At 38.8% G+C, this 24,903-nt stretch carries 20 protein-coding genes and 1 pseudogene; 3 read left to right on the top strand and 18 right to left on the bottom strand.

Features of this window, described 5'->3' with window-relative positions:
- Positions 1–69 precede the first annotated feature (69 nt).
- Together QO190_RS05870 and QO190_RS05865 are read left to right on the top strand one after the other, a co-directional pair.
- Positions 70–3,267 carry a SusC/RagA family TonB-linked outer membrane protein gene (locus tag QO190_RS05870; RefSeq protein WP_371462079.1) on the top strand — a complete coding sequence of 1,066 codons (3,198 nt, stop codon included), beginning with the start codon at positions 70–72 and terminating at the stop codon, positions 3,265–3,267.
- 32 nt (positions 3,268–3,299) lie between these two features.
- A complete protein-coding gene (locus QO190_RS05865) occupies positions 3,300–4,685 on the top strand; it encodes a RagB/SusD family nutrient uptake outer membrane protein (protein ID WP_371462078.1) in 1,386 nt (461 codons plus the stop codon).
- A 133-nt stretch (positions 4,686–4,818) separates the two neighbouring features.
- Here the strand turns inward: QO190_RS05865 and QO190_RS05860 are convergent, their stop codons facing one another.
- From QO190_RS05860 to QO190_RS05845, 4 genes are all read right to left on the bottom strand, one after another.
- Complete coding sequence (locus tag QO190_RS05860) at positions 4,819–5,151, bottom strand: hypothetical protein (protein WP_371462077.1); 333 nt, start codon at positions 5,149–5,151, stop codon at positions 4,819–4,821.
- 187 nt (positions 5,152–5,338) lie between these two features.
- The gene (locus QO190_RS05855; RefSeq protein ID WP_371462076.1) at positions 5,339–5,767 is read right to left on the bottom strand and encodes a MauE/DoxX family redox-associated membrane protein; all 429 of its coding nucleotides are present in this window, start codon (positions 5,765–5,767) and stop codon (positions 5,339–5,341) included.
- Between the two features lie 11 nt (positions 5,768–5,778).
- Positions 5,779–5,943, bottom strand: coding sequence for a hypothetical protein (locus tag QO190_RS05850; RefSeq protein ID WP_371462075.1), 165 nt, complete (start codon positions 5,941–5,943; stop codon positions 5,779–5,781).
- Between the two features lie 38 nt (positions 5,944–5,981).
- On the bottom strand, positions 5,982–6,236 hold the full coding sequence (locus QO190_RS05845) for a hypothetical protein (RefSeq protein ID WP_371462074.1): 255 nt from the start codon (positions 6,234–6,236) through the stop codon (positions 5,982–5,984).
- 307 nt (positions 6,237–6,543) lie between these two features.
- On the opposite strand from QO190_RS05845, the pseudogene QO190_RS05840 reads away from it, so the two are divergent.
- A pseudogene (locus tag QO190_RS05840) lies at positions 6,544–6,918 on the top strand (helicase); the annotation flags it as partial.
- A 6-nt stretch (positions 6,919–6,924) separates the two neighbouring features.
- On the opposite strand, the gene QO190_RS05835 reads toward QO190_RS05840, so the two are convergent.
- The 14 genes from QO190_RS05835 to QO190_RS05770 form a co-directional block, all read right to left on the bottom strand.
- The gene (locus QO190_RS05835) at positions 6,925–7,746 is read right to left on the bottom strand and encodes an RteC domain-containing protein (RefSeq protein WP_371462073.1); all 822 of its coding nucleotides are present in this window, start codon (positions 7,744–7,746) and stop codon (positions 6,925–6,927) included.
- Positions 7,747–8,007: 261 nt separating this feature from the next.
- A complete protein-coding gene (locus QO190_RS05830) occupies positions 8,008–10,281 on the bottom strand; it encodes a multicopper oxidase family protein (RefSeq protein WP_024566633.1) in 2,274 nt (757 codons plus the stop codon).
- Between the two features lie 13 nt (positions 10,282–10,294).
- Positions 10,295–10,750, bottom strand: a complete 456-nt coding sequence (locus QO190_RS05825; RefSeq protein ID WP_070566710.1) for a heme-binding domain-containing protein — start codon at positions 10,748–10,750, stop codon at positions 10,295–10,297.
- 32 nt (positions 10,751–10,782) lie between these two features.
- Positions 10,783–11,202 carry a hypothetical protein gene (locus QO190_RS05820; RefSeq protein ID WP_070566707.1) on the bottom strand — a complete coding sequence of 140 codons (420 nt, stop codon included), beginning with the start codon at positions 11,200–11,202 and terminating at the stop codon, positions 10,783–10,785.
- 26 nt (positions 11,203–11,228) lie between these two features.
- A complete protein-coding gene (locus QO190_RS05815; protein ID WP_286801645.1) occupies positions 11,229–11,753 on the bottom strand; it encodes a DUF305 domain-containing protein in 525 nt (174 codons plus the stop codon).
- A gap of 11 nt (positions 11,754–11,764) precedes the next feature.
- Positions 11,765–12,430 carry a DUF3347 domain-containing protein gene (locus QO190_RS05810; protein WP_371462072.1) on the bottom strand — a complete coding sequence of 222 codons (666 nt, stop codon included), beginning with the start codon at positions 12,428–12,430 and terminating at the stop codon, positions 11,765–11,767.
- Positions 12,431–12,436: 6 nt separating this feature from the next.
- Positions 12,437–14,557, bottom strand: coding sequence for a heavy metal translocating P-type ATPase (locus tag QO190_RS05805; protein WP_371462071.1), 2,121 nt, complete (start codon positions 14,555–14,557; stop codon positions 12,437–12,439).
- Positions 14,558–14,575: 18 nt separating this feature from the next.
- On the bottom strand, positions 14,576–14,881 hold the full coding sequence (locus QO190_RS05800; protein WP_223053843.1) for a phosphoribosylpyrophosphate synthetase: 306 nt from the start codon (positions 14,879–14,881) through the stop codon (positions 14,576–14,578).
- A gap of 14 nt (positions 14,882–14,895) precedes the next feature.
- Positions 14,896–15,771 carry a DUF3347 domain-containing protein gene (locus QO190_RS05795; protein ID WP_371462070.1) on the bottom strand — a complete coding sequence of 292 codons (876 nt, stop codon included), beginning with the start codon at positions 15,769–15,771 and terminating at the stop codon, positions 14,896–14,898.
- Positions 15,772–16,038: 267 nt separating this feature from the next.
- Entirely contained in the window at positions 16,039–16,218 is a 180-nt protein-coding gene (locus QO190_RS05790) for a hypothetical protein (RefSeq protein WP_027374963.1), read from the bottom strand.
- 406 nt (positions 16,219–16,624) lie between these two features.
- A complete protein-coding gene (locus QO190_RS05785; protein ID WP_371462069.1) occupies positions 16,625–18,655 on the bottom strand; it encodes a heavy metal translocating P-type ATPase in 2,031 nt (676 codons plus the stop codon).
- Positions 18,656–18,700: 45 nt separating this feature from the next.
- Entirely contained in the window at positions 18,701–19,120 is a 420-nt protein-coding gene (locus QO190_RS05780; RefSeq protein WP_371462068.1) for a Fur family transcriptional regulator, read from the bottom strand.
- A 10-nt stretch (positions 19,121–19,130) separates the two neighbouring features.
- Entirely contained in the window at positions 19,131–20,408 is a 1,278-nt protein-coding gene (locus tag QO190_RS05775) for an efflux RND transporter periplasmic adaptor subunit (protein ID WP_371462067.1), read from the bottom strand.
- Between the two features lie 6 nt (positions 20,409–20,414).
- Positions 20,415–24,782: a CusA/CzcA family heavy metal efflux RND transporter gene (locus tag QO190_RS05770; protein WP_371462066.1), complete on the bottom strand. Its 4,368-nt coding sequence runs from the start codon at positions 24,780–24,782 to the stop codon at positions 20,415–20,417.
- Positions 24,783–24,903 lie beyond the last annotated feature (121 nt).

The raw sequence follows: 24,903 nt of genomic DNA, 5'->3' as shown, positions 1-24,903 counted from the left end.
TACAAAGTATGAAGTTAGAAGTACAAATCTTAATTGAAAAAATTAAAAATTAAAATCTAAATATTTGCTATGAAAAAACTCTATTTACCTGTATTGCTGTGCAGTGCAGTTCCACTGATGGCGCAACAAAGCCTTTCGGGACATGTGATAACGGAAGAAAATTCCATCCCCTTAAAAGGAGCAATAGTCACCATTCAACCTTCAAAAACAGTTGTTCTGACCGATGAAAAGGGCTTCTTTAATTTTCAAACGAAAGAAAAAAAACTAACCCTCAGCGTTTCTCATAAAGGTTATGAGGCTAAGACCATTGAAGTAACATTACCACTGAAAAGTCCTTTAAAAATAATATTGCCTTACAAGGTAAAAGAAATTGAAGCCGTAAACATTTCAACGGGATACCAGAAAATTCCCAAAGAAAGAGCAACCGGTTCTTTTAGCTTTAGCAATGAAAAATTACTGAACCAACAAGTCAGTACCAATATCCTTGAGAGACTCTCTAATATTGCAGGAGGGGTGATATTAGAGAGAGGCAGTTCTGATACCCCCAAGTTAATGATACGAGGTCTTAGCACCATCAAAGGTCCTACCTCTCCTTTAATTGTGGTAGATGATTTCCCTTATGAAGGAAACATCAGCAATATCAACCCTAATATGGTAGAAAGCATTACCGTGCTGAAAGATGCTTCCGCATCCAGTATTTGGGGAGCAAGAGCAGCCAATGGCGTGATAGTCATCACCACCAAAACAGGAAAATTCAACCAACCTGTACATGTTGAATTCACGATGAATACCAGCTATAGCCCCAAGCCAGACTTCGGCTATCTTAAAACCATTTCATCATCCGATTTTATAGAAGTTGAAAGAAGCCTTTTCAACCAAGGTTTTTATGACAGCGACATCAATTCTTCCTCACATCCTGTTTTATCTCCTGTAGTCGACCTGCTAAACAAAGCAAAAAACGGATTGATTTCTTCTAACGAAGCCAATCGTCAGATTGAGCAGCTTAAGAATATTGATGCAAAAGAACAGTTCCGAAGGTATATGTATTTGCCCTCAGAAAAAAAACAGTATTATTTAGGTGTCACAGGTGGCGCCCAAGACTTTTCTTGGAGTTCTTCACTAGGATTTGATGACAATACCGGAAACCTTGGCGAAAAATACAACAGAACCAATCTTAGATTTCAAAATATCTGGAAACCTCTAAAAAAGCTCCAAATAACAAGTGGAATTTATTACACCGAAACCAATACCAAGAGCGGACGCACCGCTTATGGAGGAGTTATCATGGGCAGAAATTCCTTTGTTCCTTATATGCAACTGGCAGATGAACAAGGCAATCCTTTGGTGGTGAACTCTTTGTACGACCAGAATTACAAAGACAGCTTCGGGAGTGGTAAACTTTTAGACTGGAATTATTATCCTTTAACGGATTGGCAATACAATCAGGTAAAAACAAAAATATCAGAAGTGATGATTAATGCAGGTGTTAATTATAAAATTGTGAAGGGACTAGAAGCAGATATTAAATACCAGTATCAACGTCAGAATGACAACTCCAACAATCTTCATACTGCCGAAAGTTATTATGCCCGCAATTATGTCAACAGATTTTCGCAGATAGATAGCAACGGTAATGTTATTTTCATTGTTCCTAAAGGAGGCATCATTGATGTTTCAAATGGCTTAACCATTACCAACAATGTCAGAGGACAGCTCAGCTACTCCAGTAAATGGGACAAGCATCAACTCTCCGCTATTGCAGGAGGGGAAAGCCGTGATGCCCAAAGAACATATAACAGCAATCGTTCTTATGGATATAATGAAAATAAAATGTCTTCTGTAAACATAGATTACACCCACCAATATCCAATGCTTCCTAGTGGCAGTTCGGATTTTATACAAAGACAGGAGTCTCAGGGAAAACGTATTACAAGATTTGTTTCTTTATTCGCCAATGCAGCATATACCTATAATGGCAAATATACTCTTTCGGGAAGCTTTAGAAGAGACGCCAGTAATCTTTTCGGGCTTACCACCAATGACCAGTGGAATCCTTTTTGGTCTGTGGGCGGTTTATGGGATATTTCTAAAGAATCTTTTTATAAAATAGATTGGCTTCCGACCTTAAAGCTGAGAGGTTCTTATGGTTTTAATGGAAATATAGACCCTGCAATGGTTGCTGTGAGTACCATTACTTATGACATCATTAACTCTAGTTATACAGGAACTCCTATGGCAAGATTCGAAAATTATTACAATCCTCAGCTCCGTTGGGAAACTTCAAGAATGATTAATGCAGCATTGGATTTTTCTACCCGAAATAACAGAATCAGTGGCTCTGTAGAGTATTTTACCAAAAAAGGAAACAATCTCTTTGGTCCTGCTCAGCTAGATTATACCACAGGTGTAGGTTATATGCTTTCTAATGTAGCAGAAATAAAAGGACAAGGATTTGATATTACATTGAATACCCTTAATATTGATAAAGCGGTGAAATGGAATACCATTTTCAATTTCAGTACTTATCATGACCAGGTGACGAAATATTACCTAGCAGATCCTGTAGCCAGTCAGTTTATCGGAAATGGTGATTCCGTACCCATCGCAGGAATAGAGGGAAAACCTGTGTACTCCATATTTGCCTATCAATGGGCAGGATTAGACCCTAAAACAGGCGATCCTATGGGCTATCTAAATGGAGCAGTGAGTAAAGATTATTCCGCTTTGGTAGGAGCAGGAACTAAAATAAATGATTTAGAATATTTTGGTTCTGCCATCCCAACGGTGTATGGCTCTTTTATCAACTCTGTGAGCTATAAAAATTTCAGTCTGGATATTGGTATTGTCTATAAAATGGGCTACTACTTCAGAAGAAGCTCTATTAACTATACCAATCTATACAACAGTTGGCTTGGGCACAGCGATTTTGCTTACAGATGGCAGAAAGAAGGAGACGAGGCTTTTACAAACGTTCCTTCCAATACATTAATGAGTGATTATAACAGAGATTCTTTTTATCGTGGTTCTAGTGTTCTGGTGGAGAAAGCAGACCATATCCGCTTGCAATATATCAATTTCAACTATCGTTTTGACCAAAGTACTTGGAAATCAAAAGTATTTGAAAACCTAAATGTATTCATCAATCTGAGCAATCTAGGAATTCTGTGGAAAGCCAACAAAAGCGGGATAGATCCCGATTTTAATTACGAAACTACAGGATTAAAACCACCTGCAGTATATACCATTGGGCTTCGTGCCAACTTCTAATCGTATAAATTCAATATTACAACATGAAAATTATGAAAACATCATTAAAAATATTTTTATTTAAAACAAGAGCTATTAAATTCATATTAGGATTTTTATTTGTTTTAAATGTGTTGACGGGCTGTAACCGTTTTTTAGATGAAAAATCAGACACTACGCTTGCTGTTCCTATGACTCTTGAAGATAACCAGGCATTATTAGACCGATTTACAGATGTACTTACCAACTTTGCATCGAGTGGCATGGCTTCAAGTGATGATTTTTATTTATCAGATGCAGACTATAACGCTATGATGTATCAGGAAGATAGGCGACTATATACATGGCAAAATGATTATCTATCTACCAATCAGGGAGTAGGGAATGATTGGTCTTATGCTTACAGAGCTATTTATATTTCTAATGCGGTATTGAATAATCTGGATACTTATGCTATTTCGGGAGCTGAAAATGTAAGAGGACAAGCTTTGGTAATAAGGGCTATTCGTTATCTGGATGCTGCGCAAGTTTGGTGTCCTGTGTACAATAAAGCTACTGCTGAGAAAGACTTAGGGATGCCCATTCGCTTAGATCCTGATATGAATATTCCTTCTGTAAGGTCTTCGGTACAACAAACTTTTGAGCAAATTTTGAAAGACCTGCACGAAGCGGTAAATCTTCTTCCTGTTAAGCAAATTGCTACCTCAAGACCTTCAAAAGTTGTTGCTTTAGGATATTTGGCAAGAACCTACCAATATATGGGAGATAATGAAAAGGCTTTAACCTACGCCTTAGAGGCTTTGAGTTTGCAAAATAGTCTCATCAATTTTAATACCCTCAATGTATCAGCTTCTTATCCTATAAGTAATATGAATGTGGAAGTATTGCTCAGAGCTATCATGCGAAATTCTGGTCCCATCCGTTTTGCGGTTGCAAAAGTACCTTTGAGTTTGTATCAGTCTTACCAAGCCAATGATTTGAGAAAAGCAGCCTTTTTTAGAGTCAGCACTAATGGAGATATTACATTCAAAGGAAATTACACTGGAAGCTCCTCGGGAAAGATGACAGGGATAACTATGGATGAACTGTACTTAATTGCAGCAGAATCGTATGCCAGAACAAATGATATTGCTCATGCAATGGATATGCTCAACAGTTTACTCATCACAAGATGGAAAACGGGAACTTTCGTTCCTTTTTCAGCAAGTACAAAAGAAGAAGCTTTGCAAATCATCAAAGAGGAAAGACGAAAGGAACTTTTGTTCAGAGGAATTCGATGGGCAGATTTGAAACGTTATAACCGTGATGGTGATGCAATAACCCTCACAAGAACAATAGGCGGACAAACGTACACGTTGCTACCCAACGATCTTAAATATGCGATTGCCATTCCAGAAGATATTATTGCTTTAACGGGAATGCCTCAGAATCCGAGATAATAGTAAATCATAAAACTAACGGAGGAAAAACAGGATAAAAAACTAAGTGTAAAAAGAGTAAAAAAAGAAAAGGCTGACCTGTAATGGTCAGCCCTCCTTTTATCTTACGATTACTTTTATCGCTCAATAATTGTTAAGGTTTACGATTCGTGCTCATTAAGAGTACCTGATCATTGGTTTTGCCAGATAAAATACTATTTAAGTTCTGTCCTTCTGGTACAACAATACTACAAGGTCTGTCCCCATAATTTTCACATTCTGAAGCATTGGTAGTTTGCCAATGAGATACATTGGCAAAAGCTCCTGTAGATACATCTTCGCTATTATAGAAATAGGTTGTAGAATCGGCATTGTCCTCAGCGATTTTAAATGACATGATGCTTCCTGCAAATAGCAATGCCATAATGGCTAAAGCATTGGTTTTTAAAAATGTTTTCATTTTCATGATACTGGTCTTTTTATACATCAAAAAAGATTCCCTTGAAAACTTTAGAAACCTGTCTGAGAAATTGTATTCTCAAACAAAGTCTTGTTAATAGATACATTTAAAATTCTCGGATGGTTAAACAGCTTTCGGTTGTCTAATTTTAAGGTTAAACTAAAAAACAAAATTCCAGTCGTGTTCTTCCATAGTCAGCACTATGGTAACTATCTTAATCAGCAGGCCTGCTGTTTCTAATGTTAATCCCTAAGGCAATGGCAGCAAGAACAGCACATCCGATGTTGAAATACAGGTGCTGTGTCCAGCTCATTTTTTCTAATATTCCACCACAGGAACAGGGTAAATTTTCTGATGTGAGGAGCATGTGTGCAATATATCCTGTGAAAAATAGCATCAGGATAAAGCTTGCTAAGAGTCCAGCATTTTGGGTTATCCTGTAACACAGCAATTCTGCAATGATGAATTCAGAAATGATAAGTACATAAGGTAAAAATCCAGCGAAAGCACTTAACAATGGTGATTCAGTCATTTGAATCTGAAATTTTTCAAAATCCATGATTTTACTGATCGCGGCATAACAAAACAGCAGTATAAAAAAAATGCTGATGAATGTTGTGATTCTTGTTCTCTTGGTATCCATCCTTCTGTTATTTATCCTTTTCTGATTAAAATCCATTTTACACTTTTACTACAGTATGCCGGCATTATTTCTCCTTTTGAAATATATACAAGCGTGCTGATTCTTCCTTCGATTTCCCATTCTCCACTTATGGTGCATTTCCTTCCTGTGACCAGATATACTTTTTGGTTTTCCATTCCTGTCCCTTTTAGGCGCTAAATAAGATGACTAAAAGTTAAAGGATGCTATCCTTAGCAATTTTCCAATGCTGTTTGTCCCTTTTGGGTTCATCTTTTGAATCATCTTCGAGGCTATCCGAATCATCTTTCGCAGAGAAGCTATTATTCTCTGTCTTTAAAGATTCTTTGTGGCTTATGGTTTTCATACTTTGATTCCCTTGTTCTGTAATATATGCTTCAGAATCAGATCTTTCACATGACTGCATGAAGAATGCAGCAGTAAAGCTTAAAAATGAGATATACTTTTTCATAATTTTTAGTTAGTGGTTTTAAAAAGTTATCCCGGCGCCGGATTTTGATTTAGAATTCTGGTGACTAAATTAGGCAGGTTTGAGAGTATGGAAAAATGTTAGCGGGCAGAAAGTATCCTTCCAAAGGGAAGAAAGTATCTTTCCTTCCCACTAAAAAAGTGGTTATTTTTATTGTCTTGTCCTAAAATAGCTTTACACAAAAAAGTGTAAAAGAATGAATAAACGACAAATTATTTTAGGATTATATTTGAACTGTAAACGAATTTTAGTATTAATATAAAAAGTGTAAACTTTTTTTAGGACGTGACAGGGCGAAGGCAATATCAAGTACACCTACAATAACGGTCTGATGGCAAAAAACCCCGAAACTGCCGCAATGAATTTTTTGAGGGCTTTGGAAAAGCTGCCGGGCTTTGTAAAGCAGGAACAGGAAAAAATCGCAGAAATACAAAAAGACCTGCCTATACTTCAGGAAGTGGTTAACGGTACTTGGTCTAAGGAAAGCCGATTGAGTGAGCTTAAAACGGAACTGGCTGCCGTAGAAAGAAAGATACAGCTATCTATTACGCCGGAAACCAAACAAGATGCTTCGGAGCAGGCAGAAAAGCAGAATGAAGCCCCAAAGGTGCAGGAAAGCATTATACGGACAAAAGGCGTTCATTCACCTCGTGGCGTATTATAATAGTCGTTACTTTTCGTCCTTTTCGTCCATTTTTTTTATTAGGGCTACACACAGGCTGTCAAGGAATTTGGTTCGGTTTATCTTACGGGCTTTCAGTTCCATAAACGTGTGGTAAAAATCGCCTAACTCAATATTAAAGGCTTCTTCAAAAGTTTTAGCTATCAATTTTATGTCTGTATTCCCATTGTTAAATACACCGTGGGAGTACAGTGCATATATGAGTTCCGTCAGTGCCGTTTTACTTGCCGTCCATTTCAATGAATTGTCCGAACCCCTTTTCACATTGATGTTATTGAGCCTGTCTTCCAAATAAACTTGTATCAGGTCATTGGCAATAATCTTGGCAACCTTATAATCGTGTGAAGTAGAAAAACGATGGTCTGCTTCAAAATAAAATGTGTCTAACCACAGCCTTATATCGTGCTTGCCACGCACAAAGAATTTTTCGTCAACGAAAGAATTATTGCTGCGGTAATACTTGTAAAAATCAAGGTTGTTTTCAAAGAACCTTTTTAGCTTTTTCAGTTCTTTGGTAAAATATTTCTTGGTACGCTTGTTCCCGTAGGGTCTTCTTGTTTCGATTTTATAGATGGCATTGTAGTAGATGAGCTTTGAAACAATAACAGGTTTCTGATACTTGAAAAAATGGATTTCTTCTTCCATATTCTTAAAGTCATTTTTCAGTACAAAGTCCTTTAAGTCGGCAAGGCTTTGTATGATATGGTGTATAACGGCTTCAATTCTTTTTATGGGGCAGTCGGTTTCAATCTCCAGTTCCTGGATTGCAGTTTCCAATTTAAGATATGTTTCATTGTAAAATTTATCCATTCGCTTCATTTTGATGTAATATATTATTGGTTAATACAGAAAAGCTAACACTGTTCGTATTAGCTTATGATGCAATTACTGCTTAAAAAAATTCAACCTCTACTGTATTGATGATGGAACGATAGATAGATTTTTGTTGCATACTTTAAAGGGTTGTAGTATGATGCAGGTTAGTCTTTGCGAATTACACCTGCATCACCTCCTTTTTTTTACCGATATTTTTTTACGGTTATGCAGTTTACAACCCTTAGTTATTTAATTTTAATAAGTCAATGCCAGCCCCACACCAAAGCCCATATCGCTATCATAGTGGGTACGTATACCTATATTCTTATTAATGATATACCTAAGTTCTCCCATATACTCTAAGTCGGTATTCACCATAAAACCACCTCTTAGTCTTTTTGAAATTGGTATATCTTCACGCATTAACTGCAATCTCACAATTCCATCATGATATACTTCTGCCTGAAAATTGACCAGCATAGGTAACGTATACATAAACCCTAAACTGAACGCCCTGCGGGTGTCTTTCTTGTTGGTTTGTCCAAATATGTTCTTTTCGTGTTCATCTTCTCCCATTTTACGGTAGCGGTAATCAAAACCTACAAAGGGCATGAACCATTGCATCTTTCCAATGTATCTACCTAAATGGGTTTCTACTTCATAACCGTGCATACTATTATAGCCTAAACGCCATTCTGTTCCTAATTGGTAGCGTGCATTCATTAGCATAGCTTCTCCATCATTACCATTGGTTGCAAAATCGTTTTGTGCCATAAAATGAGGCATATTACTTTCTCTTTGCAATTCTTTATAGGCTTTTGCCTTGTCGGGTAGATAGGGGTTATTGTAGTCTCCAACTTCAAAGACCCTGTTCATTCCCGCCATCATGTGATATAATATATGGCAATGAAAGAACCAATCACCTTCCTCATTTGCTAAAAACTCAATGGTATCTGTTTCCATAGGCATGATATCCAACACATTTTTAAGCGGCGATTTTTCGCCTTTTCCGTTTATCACCCTGAAATCAAATCCGTGAAGATGCATTGGATGCCGCATCATTGAATTATTATAAATGGTAATCCGTAGAATTTCTCCTTTTTTTACAGGTATTTTGTCAGTTTCCGAAAGTATTTTATTATCCATGCTCCATACATAGCGGTTCATGTTGCCAGTAAGTGTGAATTTCAACTCTTTTACGGGCGCATCATTTGGAAGAGAGGTGTTATAAGGTGATTGCAACATAGCATAATTTAATGTTTTGATGTCTCCCAAGGCATTAGCGTTGTAACGGTTAGCGTCGTTATCCATATCCATACCCTCATGCTTACTGTGGTCTGCTTTTTTTGTTGCATCTCCGGTAATTTCGGGATACATCACTACATTCATGTCCATTTGGTTAAGGCTCATCTTCATGCCCATATCGTTCAAATCGCCATTCATTTTCATCATATCGTTCATCATCTTCATCCCCTCGAAATACTTCAATCGTGGGAGTGGAGAAATAAGCTGTTTGACTCCATCACCTATAAAGTAACTCGCAGATTGTGTCCTGTCTTCGGTTGTTGCTAAGAACTCGTAAGCCAAACCATCTTGAGGGATAGTCACTACAATATCGTAAGTTTCAGAAACGGCAATGATTAACCTGTCCACCTCTACAGGCTCAACATCATTCCCATCATTCGCTACTACTGTAATTTTTCCTCCAGCATACCGTAGCCAGAAATATGAAGACGCCCCTCCATTGGAAACACGCAATCTGACTTTGTCGCCTGCTTTTAGCTTTTTACCATCAATTGTTTTCAAATCGGTGCTATGGCTACCATTTATTAGGATTTTATCATAGTAAACGTCACTGACATCCATCGCCAGCATCCGCTTCCACTCGTTTTTTACCTTTACCCCTAATTTTCCCTCCTTAATAGCTTCAACATATGATTGTGTTGCGCCTTTCTTAATGGCCGCCCAATCATTTGCATTGTGTAGCATACGGTTGATATTATCGGGGTTAAGATTTGTCCACTCACTTAATATAATTGGAACGGTCGGCAAATCGTCAATTCCTTTTCTGAATGTCTTATCATCGCTTCTTTTCTTCATGATAAAACTTCCGTACATGCCAATCTGCTCCTGCAATCCTGAGTGGGAATGGTACCAGTGCGTACCATGCTGGATAATCGGAAAACGGTAGGTGTAGGTTGTGCCCGGTGCGATGGGTTTTTGTGTAAGCCAGGGCACACCGTCTTCTTTATTGGGCAGGAACACACCATGCCAGTGAAGTGATGTGCTTTCTTTCAATTGGTTGTGCACCACTATTTCGGCAGTGTCGCCCTCGGTAAAGGTAAGGGTGGGCATGGGGATTTGCCCGTTTACGGCAATTGCCCTTTTTTGCTTACCTGCATAGTTGACAAGCGTATCTTTTACATACAGCTCGTAATGCACCACTCTCTGTGCAAACAGCGTTTGCGTGCAAAGCAGTATCAGCACTGTTTGCAAAATTCTTATAGGTATTTTATTATATCTGTTCATGATTTGAAAAATTTTATTTAATGCTGTCTTCCATTGTGCTAAACCACGCTATCAAAACCTGCTTATCCTCCGGTGACAATACTGCATTGCGATGAATTAGTGTGTATGATGACAACGGCATTTCCCCGTCCTTAACCTGCCCGGCCATAGCCCTGAACTTGTTTCGCTGCCTGCGGACAGAATAGTCGCCAAATTCGCTAAAGTTGAGTTCCTCTTTCCCCTTTTTTATATGCTCTGCCATGTACCATGCGCCGGGCTGGATACGGCTGTACCACGGATAATGGGTATTGTTGCTATGGCAGTCATAACAGGACTGAACAAGGATAGCCTTTACATTTTGGGGTACGGCGTACACCCTTTCGATATGGGTGGCTGGCACTTCAACCGCCTGGTTCCGTAAGGGCTGAAAGAACTGTATGGCAATCAGGACGACAGCCAGCCCCAATATGATTTTCTTCTTTATGGTCATAATTATTTTATTGTGGCTTCATCTTTTTGTGTCTACTGTTTTTTCACATACTTGGCATAATTCTCCTTGTTTTCAAAATAAGAAACTTCACCGTTATTTCCTGTCACAGCAATCACCGCATTAGCTTTGTCTACCTGCTTATGGGAATAGGGGTCTATCGCCATCCGCACGGTCGCATCTTTTGGAATACGTTCCTTACACATTTCGCAACATCCGTAATAGGTTTTACCATCAAATTTTACTTCAAACTGCTTTTTGCCGATATAGGCATCGTTGACCATGCAGACTTCATCCGATGGAACCAATTCACCTATTTGGGTAGTATGTCCGTTGCTTTCCGGAGTTGCCTGCGAATGCTGCTGTTCCGCTTCATCCTTATTTGACCCCGCCTGACCGCAAGCGGTGAATAGCAGGGTTAATAAGGAAATAAAGCCAATTATTATTTTGTTCATGTCCAAACTTGTTTTTTTAAATTTTATTATTTACTTTCTTCAAACTCTTTTAGCTTGCGCTTCATTAGTTCAATTTCTTCCGCTTGGGTTTTAAGTATATTTTTTTGCAGCTCTATCAGTTCCGGGTCGGTCAGGTGTGCCTTTTCGGACATCAATATGGCTGCTGCGTGATGGGGTATCATACCCTTTGCAAACTGCTTGTCCCCGACATTGATTTGTTCCCTGATACCAAACCATGAAAAGATGCCAACAGCAACCGAGATGATGGCTATCGCCCAATTCATCTTCCTGTTGGGGTACATTACTTTCATTACCACTAATTCGATAAGCAACATTGCCGAAGTCATCAGCAGGGTCATATACAAATTGTTGATATTGGGTATAAGGTTGCGCAACCCGTCTATCATAGCGTACATAATAAAATACATTGCACCGAACATTACGACAGCCATAATCGCAAAGCGTTTGTACATGGCTGAAGCATGGCTTGAATTGTGCGCACCATGCCCTGAAGCATGACCTGTATGGTGGTTGTTCTGCATATTTTCCATAACCCTAAATTTTATTTGCTGTTAATTGTTTTTTCCACCTTACCGCAGGTCAGCATTTTAGAACCGTAGTAAGGGTTTTTGATTTCTTTGCTTTCGCTGAACCAAACAGCTCCTTTCCCGTCATTGAACATCGGGCAATGGTCTTGATACAATGTTTGTGATGTGCCGAACAAACTAACCAGGTCTTTCAAATCTTCGCTAAGCGACGCTAAATGTTCTCTTTGGTGGTCTATCTTCCCAGCATTTTCGCCAATGTGCTCGGCATTTTCTTTTGCACTTTCAAAAATTTCCATAAACTCTTTATGCTTATCGGCTGGAATAGTTTTCATATCCACCTTATTCAAAGTACCCAACAGCTTTTTTCCTGCATTGGCGGCAGCTTTGTCATTATCTGAAGCAAGTGCGTTCTTTAATGATAGATAATCGGTAACTATGGGCGCAATAGAAAAGTTTTTTGCTTCTTCTTTTCCTGTTGCTTTTGCTTCCTGACCGCTCGGAGTTTCACTCACAACGGGCGCAGCTACCGTATCATCCTCTTTTGGTTGGGAAGCTGACTGTTCTTGTGATACAACAGCAGTATCACTTGAAGACTGCTCGTTTTTGTTGGATGCCTGATTGCATGATACTGTTACAAATGCCATGATAACAGCAATGATTGATAATGTTAGATTTTTCATTTTTATTTATTTTTTGATTTTTAAAAAACTTGCGTTAATAGCCACTACAATGGTGCTTACACTCATCAGCACAGCACCCATAGCGGGACTTAAAACAAAATTCGGATAGAGTACGCCTGCCGCAAGCGGTATTGCCACCACGTTGTAGCCAACCGCCCATATCAGGTTCTGTACCATCTTTTTGTAGGTAAGTTTGCCGAAGTCAATCAGTTTGACCACATCCCTCGGGTCGCTGTCTACCAATATGATATCCGCTGTTTCGGCAGCCACGTCCGTACCGGAACCCACGGCAATGCCCACATCTGCCTGTGCCAGTGCAGGTGCATCATTTACACCATCACCAGTCATTGCTACGATTTCGCCTTTTGCCTGAAACTCCTTTACTTTCTCCTGCTTGTTATGCGGAAGCACATTGGCCAAATACCCGTCCATACCCAATTTTCCGGCTACGGCAGCAGCAATCCTGTCGTTATCCCCCGTGAGCAGAAAGGACTTGATGCCCATTTTTTTGAGTTCCTCAATCGCCTGTGCCGACCCCTCACGGATGCTGTCTGCCAAAGTAATGAGGCCGATTACCCGGTCATCAATGAGAACAAAGTTTACTGTTTCGGCTTCCTGATTAATTTCGGTTGGAATTTCCGGCAAAGAAAGGTGGTTTTCGGTGAAGTAATTCGGGCCACCAGCTACAACACTCTTTCCGTTTACAACACCTTTTACACCTATACCCTGCATATAGCTAAAGTTTTCAGACTTCCATAAAGGAAGCCTCTTTTCTTTCAATGTAGCCATAATGCCTTTTGCGATATGGTGTTCCGAATTTTGCTGTACTGCGGCAGCATACTGGATAACCTCATCGGCATTATATTCGTCTGTTAACGGTATAACCTTTTCTACGGCATGGGAACCTTTGGTGAGCGTTCCGGTCTTATCAAAAATGACAGTGGAAAGTTTTCGGGTGGTTTCAAATGCTGTGCGGTTGCGGATGAGCAGACCATTGGTCGCCGATAGCGTTGTGGAAATGGCGACCACCAACGGGATAGCCACGCCCAATGCGTGCGGGCAGGCCGTTACCATCACCGTCACCATTCTTTCAAGCGCAAAGGCAATATCTCCACTGCTTGCATACCAATAGGCAAATGTGCCTATGCCAACGGCAATGGCAATAAAGGTGAGCCATTTGGCAACTTTGTCCGCAAGGTTCTGTGTATTAGACTTGGTAGCCTGCGCTTCCTGCACAAGATTGATAACCCTGTTCAGGTAGCTGTCTTTTCCCACGGCTGTTACCTTGACTTTCAGCGCACCATCGCCATTGATAGAGCCTGCGATGACCTTTCCGTCTTTTTCCTTTTTTACGGGAACACTTTCTCCGGTAAGCATACTCTCGTTGATATACGAAAGCCCCTCCAGTACCAATCCATCGGCTGGAATTTTTTCACCCGGTTTTATGATAGCCGTTTCACCGCTTTGCAGGTCTTCGAGCTTTATCTTTACGGCTTCTCCGCCACGTTCCACGGTAACATCGTTGGGCAGCAAAGCCACCAATGACTGCAATGCCCGTGAAGCAGCCATTTGGGAACGCATTTCCAGCCAATGCCCTAACAGCATGATGTCAATAAGGGTTGCCAGTTCCCAAAAGAAGTCCATACCCTGCAAGCCAAATACAACGGCTACGGAATAGACATAGGCTACGGATATGGCAATGGCGACAAGGGTCATCATGCCTATGGCCTTGGCTTTTATCTCGCCAATCATTCCTTTTAGGAATGGCAAGCCTCCATAGCTATAAATCACCGTACCCAATGCCAGCAGCACATATTTATCGCCATTGAAAACAAGGGAGAAACCCAACCATTGCTGTATCATGTGCGACAGGAGCAGGATAGGGATTGTAATGACAAGGCTTATCCAAAAACGTGTGAGGAAATCGCCTGTATGATGTCCCTCATGTTTATTAAAGTTTTCATCAGCATGGCCATGTTGAGAATGCCCGGAATGCCCATGTTCTGATGTGTGTTCATGAGAAGCTGACGTACCGCCAACGTGAACCAATGCCATGCCACAAAGAGGGCATTTGCCTGGTTCGTCTTTTAGCACCTGCGGGTGCATAGGACACGTGTATTTTTTCATAACAAGGGATTTTAAAAGTTATGTTGCATTTAATTTTTTTACCATCTCATGGGACATTTCTTCAGCATAAGTACCATAGGCATCAACAAGTACCCCTTTGCTCTTACCGTCATTGGACGATATGGCATAAATCACGGCATTGTTATCAGGACTACTGTCGAGGCTTTCAAACCTATGAGTTTCCGTAACCGTAAAATCCTCCGGTTTTAGTTTCAGGCTCTTTGACGCACAGTAAAGGCAGTCCGGCAACAGACTAAAGTCCATACTGTACCCACGCTGTCTTAGGTCTTTAAGTGCCTGCACCATGTCATTGTACTGTACCATAGCTTTCAGACCTGTTATTTAATGGTTTCGACCGTACTGCCGCAGGTAAGCATCTGTGAGCCGTAATATGGATTTTTAACGGCATTCTCTTTACTTAGCCAATTGGCTCCCTTACCTCCATTGTACATAGGACAGTGCTGGTAATAAACGGGGGTGTCCTGTTTAGACACTTTAGCCAGTGTGTAGATGCTTCCCGAAAGTGCCGCAAAAGCACTTCTTTGTTTTGCAACGTCTTTTGATTTTGAAATGCTTTCCGCATTGGCCGTTAAGTCCTGCATTACTTTCATCCAAGCCGTATGTTCCTCTGCTGATAGCTTATTCATATCGACTGCTTTAAGGGATGTAGCCAATTCAGCGGCTTTGGCAGATGCGGTCGCTGCATCGGTTTTTATCAAAGCATCTTTCACTGAAAAGTAGTTGTCAAATACAGCCTTTAGCTGTGATTGGTTTTGGGCTGCATCTTTGTTAGCTGCCATTTGGCTATGGTCGTGATTGCCATGTCCGGCATTCATGTCCATTCCCGCCTCCTTGTTTTTGGCAACCGTCTTCACTGGTCTATCATACTGGCAGCAACCAGCCAGTTTAGCATATGCGTCATCCGGCGCACGGAACTTCTCACTGTCATAACCAGCCAAAGCGATACGTTTCAGGATTTCATCCTGATTTGTTTTGTCGCCGTCATAGGTGAGCGTAGCTATCTTGGTATCTTTGTTCCAGTCCACACTGGCTACCTTTTTTACGTTACCTGCTTTTTCGATGGTGGTTTTGCACATACCACAATTGCCATAAATCTTTACGGTTTCTGTTTTCGCATTCTTGATTTGTGCGAAGCCGTTTATTGATGATAGTAATACGGCGATTACCATCACTATTTTTGATAATGATTTCATAATAATATACATTTTCGGAAAAGGGGTATTAGCAAACCCATTTCCCTTGAATTTTAAATAAATAGTACAAATAGGGGATTTGCAAAAGCCGAAATAGCTTTTGACAAGGCACACCTATGGCTATCAGGCCATAGTTTTAGCTTATTTTAGGCGGTAGCCAAATGGAGAAAAAGCCCGAAGAATAGTAGGCTTCTTTGAAACCGAATTTTTGCTTTTTAGCCGCTGCTAAGTGATTTTTTGCCTTTAATTCGATTATGGTTGGGACATTTAGGGAAGTGGTTGAAGCACCGCACCTGCAAGAGCTGTGTGAACAACCGCCCCCGCATTTGTCACTTTTGCATTTTTTACAGGATTTGCTCTTGCAACCTTTTTTATGTTCTGATTTTTTGGATTTCTCCTTTGAGCAGGAAGACTGCTCGGTCTTTGTTGAATTTTTGGAACAGGCATAGCTCTGACTTGGCATCATAAAGAAAACCAAACAGAACAATGTCAAAATGCCTATATGTATTCTATAATTTTTCAACGCAACAAAGTTACAAATTTAGATTGGTTTTTTATATCGTTTTACGTTTTTTGTGATTTACATTCTCGTATCAGTAAAAAACATCTCCCACAACTGCCGTCACAACAAGGATAGCTCGAAAAAAAGTTGCCGTTTCCTAAAAAATATACTGGTCGATAAAAAGTTACGTATTATCAACTATTGCAGAAGCGAAAACAATCATAGCCAATTAAGTCTTCGATTTTAACAATGTTATCCTTTTCATAGGCTTTCTAAATAGAGGTATGACAAATTAAATAATAACTTTTTGCGTATTTCTCTTCTATTTTCAAAACTCATAAATGGGTTATATTAAAATTTCATTTTCTGTATTCTTATTGCGTTCAGGATAGCTAATAATGCAACACCAACATCGGCAAAAACCGCCTCCCACATAGTCGCTAAGCCCCCAGCTCCTAAAACCAACACGATTGCTTTTACAGCAAATGCTAATATGATATTCTGCCAAACTATTTTCTTTGTCTGTTTACCGATAGTGATTGCCATTGGTATTTTACTCGGCTTATCGTCCTGAATAACCACATCAGCAGTTTCTATGGTGGCATCGCTTCCTAGACCGCCCATTGCAATTCCTACATCGCTCAAAGCTACTACTGGTGCGTCGTTCACTCCATCGCCTACGAATGCTACGGTTTCGTTTTGGGCTTTTATTTCTTTTACTTTATTTACTTTGTCTTCGGGTAATAAATCGCCAAAGGCATTATTAATTCCTAATTTATCGGCAACAAATTTTACTACGGTGCTTTTGTCTCCGCTTAACATTGTGGTCTTTACACCTAATGCTTTCAGTTTGTCAATTGTAAGCTGTGCATCTTCTTTGATGCTGTCTGCAATGGTAATATATCCTGCAAATTTTCCATCGTAAGCAATGGCAATTAAAGTGTACACAATTGTGGTTGGGTCTAAATCATAACTGATATTGAATTTATCCATCAACTTAAAATTCCCTACCAATAATTCTTTTCCGTTTACATTGGCTTTCAAACCGTGACCTGCAATTTCTTCGGTATTATCTAACCTTATTGAGTTATCAATTTCGCCTACGTATTGATGAATAGCGGTCGCGACCGGATGTGTACTTTGGCTTTCTAAAGCGTTGACCATTTTCAGGATTTCATCTTTATTAAATTCAGATTTTAATACCACTTCTTGTACCTTGAAAACGCCCTCGGTCATTGTACCCGTTTTGTCCATTACTACATTTTTAATATCGGCAATGGCATCTAAAAAGTTGCTTCCTTTAAACAAAATTCCATTTTTGGAAGCTGCTCCAATTCCACCAAAATAACCCAAAGGAATGCTTATGACCAAGGCACAAGGACAAGAAATAACCAAAAACACCAATGCTCTGTACAACCATTGACTAAAAACGTAATCGCTCACAAAAAAATAAGGTATTATGGTAATTAGCACTGCCAACAATACAACAATCGGTGTGTAGATTTTTGCGAATTTTCGAATGAATAATTCTGTTGGTGCTTTTTGTGCAGTGGCATTTTGTACCAATTCCAAAATTTTAGAAAGTTTGCTATCAGTATAAGCAGTCGTTACTTTTACCTGTGCAACGGTCGTTAAATTTATCATTCCCGCCAATACGGTTTCACCTTTGGTTTTGGTGTCGGGCTTACTTTCTCCTGTTAGTGCTGCTGTATTGAATGAAGCGGTTTCGGATAATAATTCTCCATCTAGTCCTAATTTTTCTCCGGGTTTTAATTGAATTATATTGCCAATACTTGCGGTTTCTGCTTTTATGGTCTTAGCTTGATTATTTTCTAAAATAGTTACTTCATCTGGTCTTTGATCGAGCAACATTTTAATGTTAGCTTTCGCTCTTGTTACTGCCAAAGTCTGGAATACTTCGCCAACGGCATAAAACAACATTACAGCAACACCCTCAGGGTATTCGCCAATGACAAAAGCTCCGATGGTTGCAATACTCATTAATAAAAACTCTGAAAATACATCGCCTTTTCTGATGCTTTCAAATGCTTCTTTAATTACGGGTAATCCAACTGGTGCATACGCTACTACATACCAAACAATTCTTACCCAACCTGTAAACCAAGATTGCGGCACCCAATTATCGAAAGCAATGGCTATCATCAATAATACGAAACTGATGATAGCAGGTAAAAACATTTGAAAGGTAGATTTATCGGTACTTCCGTGGTTATGACCGTCATCATCGGTGTGTTCGTGGTTGTGTCCATCATCGTCGTGATGTTTTTCCAATAGCATTTTAGCATCGGTATTTATTTTTTCTTCTTGAGGTGTGCAACAAAGCTGTTTGCCTTGTGCATCATATTTATGTTTATGTTCCATATCTTTCTTTTTAATATCAAAGTTAATTATAGAGAGCCTGCAATGCTATTGCAAACTCTCCTTTAAGCACTTCTCGCAAATACCCTTGCCAAATAGTTTTATCTCGTCAATTCTAAACTCATAGTTAATTTCCTGTGGTATTGTAAAATCTTCTTTACAGGTTGTCTGTTTACAAATTTTACAGTAGAAGTGCAGATGCCAATCTTTATGAGTTTTCTCATCGCACCCATCGTCACATAAAATATACTTACTCGTGTTATTGTCTTGAATACTATGTACAATACCTTTTTCCTCGAAAGTTTTCAGGGTTCTATAAATAGTAATTCTATCTGCTTTATAAAAATGACTTTCTATTTCAGATAATGACATCGCTATCTGTTGTTCTTCCAAAAAGTCATACACCAAAATCCGCATACTGGTAGGGTTGGTGTTTTTTTTTAAAAGTTTCTGTTCAATATTTTTCATAACAAAAAAATTAATGTTCGTGACCACCAGTATTGCTCAATTTTGCATTTACAAAGAATGCTCCTTTTGTTACAATTTTTGCATTTGCAGGAATTTCGTTTACAAAAGTTACTGCGGTATAACCCATATCAGACACGCCTTTCAGTACTTCTACTTTTTCAAAATTCTTACTATTTTTATGTTTTTTTTCTTCGCCCTCTTTTTGACTTCCTTCTTCTTCTCCTTCTTCGTGGTGTTCTTCTGCTTTTTTATCGGTTTGTACAAAAACATAAAATTTGCCATCAGCATTTACAATGGCATCATTGGGTACAGCAGGAGTAGTTACATTGTTAAGGCTTACAATTCCTGTGATGTTCATTCCGTCAATTAAACCCTTTTTATTGCCATTTACACGGCAGTGTACGGCTATAGTTTTACTATCATTTTCAAATGATGAACCAATACTAAAAACAGTAGCATCATATTCGGCTGATGGATTGTTTGTTATAGTAAAGTGAATGGTTTGCCCCACTTTTACCTGTGGTAAATCTTTTTCAAAAACCTGTAAATCCAAATGCAATGAACTGTTATCTACAATTTCTATCACAGGCGAAGATACATCTGCATAACTTCCTATCTTGGCAAAAACGTTGCTAACCGTACCATTCAAAGGACTGGTTACAACCAATGTCGATTTTAGATTACCATTTGAAACAGAACCTGGATTGATGCCCATTAATTGTATCTGTTGTTGTAAGGAAGCTCTTCTGGTACGTAAACTATTGAGTTCGGCTGTGGCACTTTGTAGATTTTTTTTCGCTCCTGCATTGCCTTGGTTTAGTTCTTTTTGCCTTGCCAATTCTTGTTCAGCAAAAGTTATTCTGCTGGCAGTACTCAAGTATTCTTCCTGCAATTGTATAAACTGCGGATTGGCAATAGTGGCTATTACTTGTCCTTTTTTCACATAATCTCCAATTTGTACGTTCAGTGTTTTTATTACACCACCATACAAAGAAGTTGCGTTGGCTTTGTTGTTATTGGGAACTTTCAGCAAACCATTTGCTCGGATGGTTGCCGTTAATTCTTTTTGCTCTACTACGCCCAATTGTATGCCTACCGTTTTTATTTGTTCTTCAGTTAGTGTGGCAATGGTTGGTGCTTCTTCCTCGTGAGGAGCTTCAGCTTTTTCGGTTGCTGCTGCTTCTGTAGATTGACCTTCGTTTTGCTTATCGTTCTTACAAGCCGAAAAGCTAAATATTAAAACAACTATCGTTGCTATAAACGTGATTTTATTTATATTGAATTTCATTTTTTCTTATTGATTGATGAATGAATAAATAGTGATTACAGATTGGTTTACTTGCTGAATACTTTTGAGGTAATTCAACTGAATATCGGTGGCAGTTTGCAGTGCAAAAAGATATTCTACATAACTGATTTCGCCTGTTCTGTAACCCAATTGTGCTGCTGATACAATTTCCTTGGCATTGGGCAATGCTTCTTTCTCAAAATAATTGAACTGCTGTAAGTCTTGCTGGTATTGTTGCAAGGCATTTTGCATTTGCGTAGCTAATGTTTTTTGCTGTTGCTGTGCATTGGCTTCGGCTGCTTGTTTTCTGTAATCTAAAGATTTTATTCTGGCTTTGGTAGCACCATAAGTGATGGGAATAGCAATACCAATGTTTACAGAACTAAATCGGTTTCCACCATTGAAAAATTGTTCGGATCCGTTTACATTTTGAAAACCAATTAAAGACTGATTGACGTAGCCAATCGTAAAATCTGGTAAACCTTGCGAACGTTCTACCTTTTTGGTTTGCTCGGCAATAATGGCATCCTGATACAAAGATTGAATGGCAGGATGATTTGCTACGGCTTCATTATCCAACAAATTACTGATTTGTAGAGGCTGAAATATTCCGTTTTCTGCAATGGAAAAATCGTCTTTTGTGTTCATCAATGTTTTCAGATTGGCAACAGCATTGGATAAGAACACTCCATTTTGTTTTAACAATAAATTGATTTCGCCTTTCTTAGCTTCCGAGGTGCTGATGTCCACTTTTTTGGTGTCTCCCGTTTTATAGCGAAGCTGGGCTATTTTAATAAAATCGTTGTACAAACTATCCAATTGCTGTAACTGTTTTTGATTGTGTTGCAAGTACAAAATTTGATAATAATAAGTACGTACTTGATTTTTCAACTCCAACACTGAAAGATTTTTCTGTAATTCTTTACCTTTTATTTCGGCATTAATCAATTGTTTTTTTGCTCCAAATAATGATGGAAATGGAATGGTTTGCGACACCTGAAAAGACTGGTCGAATTTGATACTGTTGTACTGCCCCAACTGTGCATTAAAATCAAGTTTGGGTAATTCTCCAGCAGTTTTTTTTAAGGCTTTGCTGGCATCAATTTCTAAATCTGAAGCTTTTATGGTTTGATTATTTTGAAGTGCAATATTTATCGCATCGTCAACGTTAGTTAAACTTTTTGTCTGTGCATTTGCTGTAAAGCCTACCATTGATAAAAGCAATACAATTATGGTTACAATGGGTTTCACTTGTGGCTTTCTTTTTAATTTAATTTTTGAATTGAAAATGATATAGAGTAATGGCAGTACAAATAGGGTAAGGAATGTTGCTGTAACTAATCCGCCAATTACTACAGTGGCTAAAGGCTTTTGTACTTCTGCACCAGCACTACTGCTTAATGCCATTGGTAAAAATCCTAAACTGGCTACAGTTGCTGTCATCAATACTGGTCGCAGTCGGATTTTAGTTCCTTCTATTACTCGTTTGAAAACATCTCTTACACCTTCTTTTTCTAATTGGTTGAAAGTGCCTATCAATACAATTCCATTGAGTACTGCTACACCAAACAAAGCAATAAATCCAATTCCTGCACTGATGCTGAACGGCATACCACGAAGTAATAAAGCCAATATACCACCGATCGCACTCATTGGGATAGCTGTAAATATTAAGCCTGCCTGTTTAAAGGAACGGAACGTGAAATAAAGCAATACAAAAATCAATAACAAAGAAACCGGAACGGCTATCATTAATCGGTTACTGGCTTCCTGCAAGTTTTCAAATTGACCGCCATACGTGAAATAGTAGCCCGGTGGTAATTTTACCTGTGTATTTAATTTTTGCTGAATTTCTTCTACCACACTTTGTACATCCCTGCCTACAACGTTGAACCCGATTACAATTCTACGTTTTCCTGCTTCACGGCTTATCTGTGCCGGTCCTAATTTGTAATCAATAGTTGCTACTTGCGAAAGCGGAATTTGATTACCAGTTGAAGTTGGTATCATCAAATTGTTTACATCTTCGATACTGTTACGGTAAACACTATCCAGCCGAACGACTAATTCAAATCTTCTTTCGTTTTCATATACTACACCAGCACTTTTTCCTGCAAATGCAGTGCTTACTACATTGTTTACATCTTCTACCGTTATCCCATAATTGGCTAAGCGAGTACGGTCATATTCCACATTTATTTGCGGTAAGCCACTCACACGTTCTACTTGTGGAGATGTAGCGCCTTCTACTGTTTGTATAACCTTACTAACCTTATCAGCATTCAAGGCAAGCGTATCTAAATTTTCTCCAAATATTTTTACTGCAACATCTTGCCTAATACCTGTCATCAACTCATTGAAACGCATTTGTATTGGCTGGTTCTTTTCGAAAAATACACCAGGTATTGCTTCCAGTTTTTCATTAATAGCATCAGCTAATTCATCATAAGTTCTATGTGATTTCCATTCACTTTGCGGTTTTAAAATAACCATTAAATCTGTCGCTTCAGGTGGCATTGGGTCGGTTGGTACTTCTGCGGCTCCGGTTTTGCCTACTACCATTTTTACTTCGTCAAATTCTTTAATAATTCTTGAAGCTTGCATTGAGGTTTCTATACTCTGGCTCAATGAACTTCCTTGTGGCAAAATGCAATGAAAGGCAAAATCTCCTTCCTGTAACTGTGGTATAAATTCGCCACCCATTCGGCTGAATAAAAAAAGGCTAAAAGCAAATATGGCAACGGTTATACCTACTAGCCAATATTTTATTCTGATGGCTTTTTCTAACAATGGCTGGTATTTTCTTTGTAGCCAATTCATCATTCGATCTGAAATAGTTTCTTTATGCGTAGGATTTTTTGATAGAAACAAAGCACACATCATCGGGATGTAGGTCAAAGACAAAATCAACGCTCCAAAGATTGCAAAACCTACTGTTTGTGCCATTGGTCTAAACATTTTACCTTCTACACCAACCAACGTAAGGATAGGAATGTAAACTATAAGGATAATGATTTCACCAAAGGCTGCACTATTACGAATTTTGGAAGCTGAGGTAAATACTTCATTATCCATTTCTTGCTGTGTGAGCCTTTGTGTAGATTTCCTTAAACCTAAATGATGCAATGTGGCTTCTACAATAATTACCGCACCATCTACAATTAATCCAAAATCTATTGCTCCCAAACTCATTAAATTGGCACTTACGCCAAACACATTCATTAAAGCCAAAGCAAATAGCATTGCCAAAGGAATAGCGGATGCTACTATCAATCCCGCTCTAAAATTCCCCAAGAAAAGAACCAAAACAAAAATGACAATCAATGCACCTTCTATCAAGTTTTTTTCTACAGTACTTATTGCTCGGCCAACTAATTCTGTACGGTCTAAATAAGGTTCAATAATAATATCTTCGGGTAAGGATTTTTGAATAATAGGCAATTTTTCTTTGATACGGTTAACAACCTCGTTGCTGTTTGACCCCTTAAGCATCATCACTACACCACCTACGGCATCCACTTCGCCATTGTAGGTCATAGCTCCATATCTTACCGCATTTCCAAAACGTACATCTGCTACGTCTTTTATAAAAATGGGAATACTGCCTACATTATTTTTTACACTGATATTTTTTACATCATCTAATGAAGTAACCAAGCCAATCCCCCTAATGAAATAAGCATTTGGTTTCTTATCAATATAAGCACCGCCAGTATTTTGGTTGTTTTTTTCTAATGCGGTAAAAATATCGGTAACGCTTACACCCATTGCTTTTAAGCGATTTGGATTTACGGCTACTTCGTATTGTTTCAGTTCGCCTCCAAAACTATTTACTTCAGCAATTCCGGGTGTACCGAAAAGCTGACGAGCTACAATCCAATCCTGCATTGTGCGTAGGTCTTTTGCATTGTATTTTTTTTCACTGCCTTTTTTCGGATGGATGATGTATTGATAGACTTCTCCCAATCCGGTACTTACTGGTGCAAGTTCTGGCTTGCCAATACCTTTAGGTATATTTTCCTCTGCTTCTTTTAGTTTTTCATTGATAAGCTGACGGGCAAAATAAATGTCTACTTTATCTTTAAATACTACTGTAATTACCGATAAGCCAAATCTTGAAATACTCCTTGTTTCTTCTATATCTGGAATATTGGCAATGCTTTGCTCAATAGGGAAGGTTACTAATTGTTCTACTTCTTGCCCTGCCAATGTAGGGCAAACCGTAATTATTTGCACCTGATTATTAGTAATATCGGGTACGGCATCAATGGGTAATTTGGTAATACTCCAACTTCCCCAAATGATAAGTAACAAGGTCATTATTCCAATGACAAGCTTGTTTTTAATACTGAATTTTATGATACTGTCTAACACAATTCATTTGATTAATGATTAATAATAGTGGATATAAGTTCTTTCTGTATATTGCAAAAAGAACAGCTAAATGCACGACTTAGATAGTACGCTTCTTTATTAGTGGAGGAAATGCCAAACG

The sequence above is a fragment of the Cloacibacterium sp. Arc13 genome (genome assembly GCF_041431305.1).
Classification (GTDB): Bacteria; Bacteroidota; Bacteroidia; order Flavobacteriales; family Weeksellaceae; genus Cloacibacterium; species Cloacibacterium caeni_B.
The sequence above is the reverse complement of the archived record's forward strand: the minus strand, read 5'-3'. Positions and strand labels throughout refer to the sequence as shown.

Bases quoted from the DNA above. Each gene is read 5' to 3' on its own strand.
- QO190_RS05800 (WP_223053843.1), bottom strand. From the start codon at position 14,881: ATGGTACAGTACAATGACATGGTGCAGGCACTTAAAGACCTAAGACAG.
- QO190_RS05860 (WP_371462077.1), bottom strand. From the start codon at position 5,151: ATGTATAAAAAGACCAGTATCATGAAAATGAAAACATTTTTAAAAACC.
- QO190_RS05830 (WP_024566633.1), bottom strand. From the start codon at position 10,281: ATGAACAGATATAATAAAATACCTATAAGAATTTTGCAAACAGTGCTG.
- QO190_RS05855 (WP_371462076.1), bottom strand. From the start codon at position 5,767: ATGGATACCAAGAGAACAAGAATCACAACATTCATCAGCATTTTTTTT.
- QO190_RS05835 (WP_371462073.1), bottom strand. From the start codon at position 7,746: ATGGATAAATTTTACAATGAAACATATCTTAAATTGGAAACTGCAATC.
- QO190_RS05825 (WP_070566710.1), bottom strand. From the start codon at position 10,750: ATGACCATAAAGAAGAAAATCATATTGGGGCTGGCTGTCGTCCTGATT.
- QO190_RS05805 (WP_371462071.1), bottom strand. From the start codon at position 14,557: ATGAAAAAATACACGTGTCCTATGCACCCGCAGGTGCTAAAAGACGAA.
- QO190_RS05790 (WP_027374963.1), bottom strand. From the start codon at position 16,218: ATGCCTGTTCCAAAAATTCAACAAAGACCGAGCAGTCTTCCTGCTCAA.
- QO190_RS05780 (WP_371462068.1), bottom strand. From the start codon at position 19,120: ATGAAAAATATTGAACAGAAACTTTTAAAAAAAAACACCAACCCTACC.
- QO190_RS05820 (WP_070566707.1), bottom strand. From the start codon at position 11,202: ATGAACAAAATAATAATTGGCTTTATTTCCTTATTAACCCTGCTATTC.
- QO190_RS05850 (WP_371462075.1), bottom strand. From the start codon at position 5,943: ATGGAAAACCAAAAAGTATATCTGGTCACAGGAAGGAAATGCACCATA.
- QO190_RS05865 (WP_371462078.1), top strand. From the start codon at position 3,300: ATGAAAACATCATTAAAAATATTTTTATTTAAAACAAGAGCTATTAAA.
- QO190_RS05845 (WP_371462074.1), bottom strand. From the start codon at position 6,236: ATGAAAAAGTATATCTCATTTTTAAGCTTTACTGCTGCATTCTTCATG.
- QO190_RS05785 (WP_371462069.1), bottom strand. From the start codon at position 18,655: ATGGAACATAAACATAAATATGATGCACAAGGCAAACAGCTTTGTTGC.
- QO190_RS05870 (WP_371462079.1), top strand. From the start codon at position 70: ATGAAAAAACTCTATTTACCTGTATTGCTGTGCAGTGCAGTTCCACTG.
- QO190_RS05775 (WP_371462067.1), bottom strand. From the start codon at position 20,408: ATGAAATTCAATATAAATAAAATCACGTTTATAGCAACGATAGTTGTT.
- QO190_RS05815 (WP_286801645.1), bottom strand. From the start codon at position 11,753: ATGGAAAATATGCAGAACAACCACCATACAGGTCATGCTTCAGGGCAT.
- QO190_RS05795 (WP_371462070.1), bottom strand. From the start codon at position 15,771: ATGAAATCATTATCAAAAATAGTGATGGTAATCGCCGTATTACTATCA.
- QO190_RS05810 (WP_371462072.1), bottom strand. From the start codon at position 12,430: ATGAAAAATCTAACATTATCAATCATTGCTGTTATCATGGCATTTGTA.